The organism is Haematobacter missouriensis (genome assembly GCF_000740775.1).
GTDB lineage: Bacteria > Pseudomonadota > Alphaproteobacteria > Rhodobacterales > Rhodobacteraceae > Haematobacter > Haematobacter missouriensis.
In genome coordinates, this window is the sequence record NZ_JFGS01000072.1 from 1 (window position 1) to 4737 (window position 4737).

The window sequence follows — 4737 nt, forward strand, 5'->3', positions numbered from 1 at the left end:
CCGCGCCAGTCCCATGGGACTGGCGCGGCATCGTAGTCGAAGCGGGGTCAAGATCCGCACGATCACACCGCCAAGCTCATCGTCGGCACGTTATGTCTGTCGGACAACACCTGGCCGCATTGCCGCTTCGGCTTCCAGTCATGGTGCCAGCAACGGGCGTTCATGACCGGAGCACAGCAGCCCGTGTTCCGCTTGCAGAAGAGCACTCGTCGCAACCATCGAGAGATACTGACACGATGGAGTTGCCCCCAACGCATGGCTACCGGCCACAGGGTAACCCCTCCCCGCCAGCGCTCATAGAATTCTTGAAGCGTCGGGTCTGCATATTCCGGATCAACCGGATGCATGACCGCTTTGAGGGCCCGTGACCCCCTTCCGTTTCGCGTCCGATGCGCACCAGCACCGCACAAGCGGCTTTCCAGTGACAGCAACCAAGAAGAAGCCCGCTCGAAATCCGCACCGCAGGCTGTGATGCCGCGTGAACCCCGTTGCGGACCGCTGTTGGCCCCCCGGCGCACGCGCCCTACCGCTAAATCGGTCCGCGCAGAAATCAAAACACGCGCTGTTCCGGACGATCTCAGGACATGCGGAAAATCCCTGCGTCCCTCAGGATTGCTCTCTTCCGCAACGCTCAGGGCAATATGGGGCCCGCGAGCCAGCCATGCACGTGCAGAACAGAAATGATCTCCGCCAACGGGATGAACCCGAGGAAGACCAGCGCATCGGCGAAGTTGACCCGTAGATGAGCGGGGCGGAACATCACCTCGGATGGCGTGTGAAAGAGGTGCGGAGCGGGAAGCAGGCGTGGCGTGACGCGAGAATAGTCGTCATAGGCGGGGCCGAAGATGCCGCGGAGATTGCGCTCCTCCTGCCGTGCCGTGGCAAGCAGCACGGCGAAAGTGACACCCCCGATCAGGATCGCCAGCGTGACGCTCTGCAGCAGCAGGCCAAGGCCGGTCGCCCCGATGGTGGAGGCGAGGTATAGCGGGTGGCGGGAGATCGAATAAGGTCCGTCACACATGACGCTGAGGTTCTTTCGCCCACCGATGTACAGGATGGCCCAGAACCGGCCAAGGACGGCGGCGAAGACGAGAAACACTCCGGCGATCCGCAGCAGCGACGCCATAGCGGGAATATCCGTCCAGGCGGAGCGGATGAACAGGATCGGCGCCAGCAACAGCACGAACAGCGCTCGCAACAACGGGATGCGCAGCCGCTGGAGAAGCGAACCGGCGTGACGGTCGGACAGGGTCGTCATTGGTTCAACTTGCATAGCCCAGCCATCCTTCAAGCGTCTCCCAGCTGCGGTCCATTGCCCAGGCCGCGGTGAAGGGCAGCGAGACATGGCCGTAGCGGAACGAGATCTGGCGCTCCGCCTGCGACTCCCCCTGCCCCCGCATGGCGAGGTAGAGCGCGGCGGCCAGCCCGGTGCGGTCGGCACCGGATCGGCAGTGGATCAGCACCGGCTTCGGCATCCGCTCCAGCAGGGCGACTAGCGCCTCGGCCTTGGACTGCGACAGATCCTGCGACGCAGACATGGCGAAATCCGCATGGGAAAGGCCGAGAGTCCGCGCGGCGGCGATCTCCTCGCGATACCACTTCGCATCAGGGTTGGCGCCGCGCAGGTTGACTACGCTGCGGATGCCGTCCTCATCCTTCCAGCGCGCAAGGTCGCCGGCATCCGGCTGAGCGGAACGATAGGCCTCACCGGCAATGATCGGGTGGAAATTATGCTGATGCTGCAGGGCAGCGGCATAGCCGCCCGGCAGGGCCAGCGTGAGAAACAGCGCCGCGAGGGCATGGCGTGGTCGGGGGAACATCGCTTCTCCGAATGGATGGTCCCCGCCATGAGCATCAGAAAACTTACGGCAACCTGACGGCGCCGAGCCGCTCTGCCTGACGCTTACGTGACCCACCGCGACGGAGCGGATGCCACTTTTGGCGGGATGTCGAAAAGGCTTATGGTCCACGTCACAGGAATCGTTCGCGAGCTGACTAAATCCGCTCGGAAATCTGCATATTCGGCCCGCTTCCGGGCTGACTCCCGGAGGAGAGGCATCAACCCTTTTCGGCAGTCCGACAGCGGTTCGCCCGTGTCATGGGGGGTCTTGCTGGGAAGCGGGGAGTCTTTCGAGGGGCACGTCGGGCAGGCGAGGGGATGTTCGCCCCTCCCCGCGGACGGATCCCGCGATGGTTGGTCGAGCCGCCCCCCTTCCTGCTTAGCGCGGCAGGATGGCGCGTGCCTCGAAACCATCCACGCGCCCGGGCACGGGGGAGGCAAGCTCCAGCCGCCCGCCCGCCTGCCGCAGGATCTGGTCCGCGATATGCAAACCGAGGCCGAAGCCCACCCCACCACCGCGCCGGAACCGGGTGGTGAGCGTCGTGAGCGCCTCTGCCGGGATCACCGCGCAGGCATTGCGGACGCGCAGTTGTCCATCCTCCGACAGATCGGCCTCCACCCCGTCGCCACTGCCGTGCTGGAACGCATTGTCGATGAGGTTGCCCGCCACGATGGCCAGCGCATCGGCATCCATTCGCGCCGGCACCGGCCCGTCCGGCAGGGTCAGCCGAACCTCCTCCGGTGTGATGAGAGAGAGGATCCGCGCGGCATCCACAGGCTCCGCTGCGGCTCCGATCCCGGCATCGGCCCGGGCCAGCTGGAGAAGCCGCGTCACCAGTCGCGACATCCGCTTCAACGCCGTTTCCACCGCCGCGATACGGGACAATGCGGCGGGATCGGCATTCTCCTGCCGCAAACGCTGGATCTGCGCCAGCGCAACCGCGACCGGGTTGCGCAACTCATGCGCGGCGTTGGTGGCAAAGGCGCGCTCGCCTTCCAGCGCCTGACCGAGCCGGGCGATGAATCCGTTCAGCGTGGCGACGATGGCCGCCAACTCCGCCGGGGCGCCCGCTGGGTCTATCGGGTCGAGGCTGCGGCTGTCACGTGCCGCTATGGCGCGGCGCAGCGTCTCCAGCGGGCGGAGACCCACCCGCGCCGCCCAGCCCGCGAGCAGGAATCCTGCCGGCAGCACCGCCAGCATCGGCAGAAGAAAACTTATCAGACTCGTGAAATAGGCCTCCCGGCGTTCGGCCAGCGGATCAGCGAACTGCATGGCGAAACCGCGGGGGCTGACGGGCGTGGTGTAGACCACATGGGTGGATGTCCGTTCGATGCGACCGGGCGCAATCTGCGGCAAGGTCTCTGAGCCACGGGAGGCGATGAGCACCCGACCCTGCGCATCGAGCAGCCGGTAGAGCAGCGCTTCATCCGGACCGGGTCCCCGGGGGACGACACCATAGCCGGTCCCCTCCGTCATCCCCGCCTCCCATGCGCGGCTGAGCACCGGAAGAAAGGCGGTGGCGGAAACCTGAAGCTGCTGGTCATAGAGTTCGTCGCGCTCGCCGCGCAGTATCGCGGCCATGGCCAGCACCGCAAGCAGCCAGACCCCCGCCAGCGCGAAGCTGACCAACACCGCCAGCCGGCGTGAGAGGCTCATGCCCGCCCCATCCTGTATCCTAGACCGCGCACCGTTTCGATGGTGGGGCGACCGAGTTTGGCGCGCAGGCGGCTCACATGGGCCTCGATGGCGTTGCTCTCCACCTCCTCCCCGAAGGCGTAGAGCGCGTCTTCCAACTGCGCCCGGCTGACCACCGTGTCCGGTCTGCGGCTCAACCGTTCGAGGACCGCCCATTCCCGCGCCGTCAGACGCACCGGCTGGCCGTCCAGCAGTACCGCCCGCCGTTCCGGCAACAGGCAGAGCGCGCCGAAGCGCCGCTCCGGCTCCGCCCGGCCTTCGGCCCTGCGGCGGATCGCGGCGACGCGGGCCAGCATTTCATCGAGGTCATAGGGCTTCACAAGATAGTCGTCGGCACCCGCCTCCAGCCCCGCGATGCGCTCCACGATCCGGTCCCTCGCGGTGCCGACAAGCACTGGCGTGCGATGACCTGCGCGGCGATGTCGCCGGAGCAGGTCGAGTCCGTCGCCATCGGGCAGGTGCAGATCGAGGATGACAAGATCGTAATCCGCAACACCGAGCGCGGTTTCCGCCGCGCCAAGGTCATCGGCCCAGTCCACCGCATGGCCTTGCGCGCGCAGGTGGTCCACGACCGCCCCCGCCAGATCCCGCTCATCCTCAACCACCAAAAGCCGCATGCGCGAAGTGTAACCGGTTCGGGGGTAGGCGGCAAACGTCTCCGCTTTCTCATGCCCGCGCTCACACCAACGCAAGACGCGCGCCTCGGTGAGGATATTTAGCCCGATGGACCCGAGAATGATCGCCCGCGCAAAGAGGTATGCAGAGCGGTAAAGCCGGGGGAACCATCAAGGAATGCCCCTCCCTGGTTGGGTATAAAGCCCTTCATTCCGGCAGAGGGCCGTGGTCTTGCCGCAGCCGGCTGCGCCGGCATGCACAAAAGCTGTCCCCCGAGACGACGAAGGAGATGTTCCGCAGGATTTCCTTCGCGCCGCAGTCAACGGATGCCATGTCAAAGTCGAGTTTGGCCCCTGCTCACTCTGCACCCATTTTTGTCAACCGCCATCGTCAGGGTAGAGGAGCAAAACGTGGTTTCTAGGCGCCGCCCCACAAGCGGCGCTGCTAAGGTAGGATCGCAAATGCCTCATGCACAGAGACGAAATGATCGGGATCGGCAGGCCGGCGCAGCATCAGCCCACGACAGCGGTAAGTCTGATCGTAGCGCGCCGAGACGCTGGCCAACCGGCCGACCAGCACATTGGTC

Annotated in this window: 4 protein-coding genes; all 4 read right to left on the minus strand. The window is 65.7% G+C overall.

Going from position 1 to position 4737, the window contains the following annotated elements; genetic code table 11:
• Positions 1-631 precede the first annotated feature (631 nt).
• Positions 632-1273 (minus strand): methyltransferase family protein, encoded by a 642-nt coding sequence (locus CG51_RS18455; RefSeq protein ID WP_158212565.1) that lies wholly within the window; start codon positions 1271-1273, stop codon positions 632-634.
• A complete protein-coding gene (locus tag CG51_RS18460; protein ID WP_051930876.1) occupies positions 1263-1820 on the minus strand; it encodes a phosphatase domain-containing protein in 558 nt (185 codons plus the stop codon). The genes CG51_RS18455 and CG51_RS18460 overlap by 11 nt, the downstream gene beginning before the upstream one ends.
• Positions 1821-2219: 399 nt before the next feature.
• A complete protein-coding gene (locus CG51_RS18465) occupies positions 2220-3497 on the minus strand; it encodes a sensor histidine kinase (RefSeq protein WP_035747516.1) in 1278 nt (425 codons plus the stop codon).
• Positions 3494-4153, minus strand: a complete 660-nt coding sequence (locus tag CG51_RS18470) for a response regulator (RefSeq protein WP_035747517.1) — start codon at positions 4151-4153, stop codon at positions 3494-3496. The genes CG51_RS18465 and CG51_RS18470 overlap by 4 nt, the downstream gene beginning before the upstream one ends.
• Positions 4154-4737: the final 584 nt, after the last annotated feature.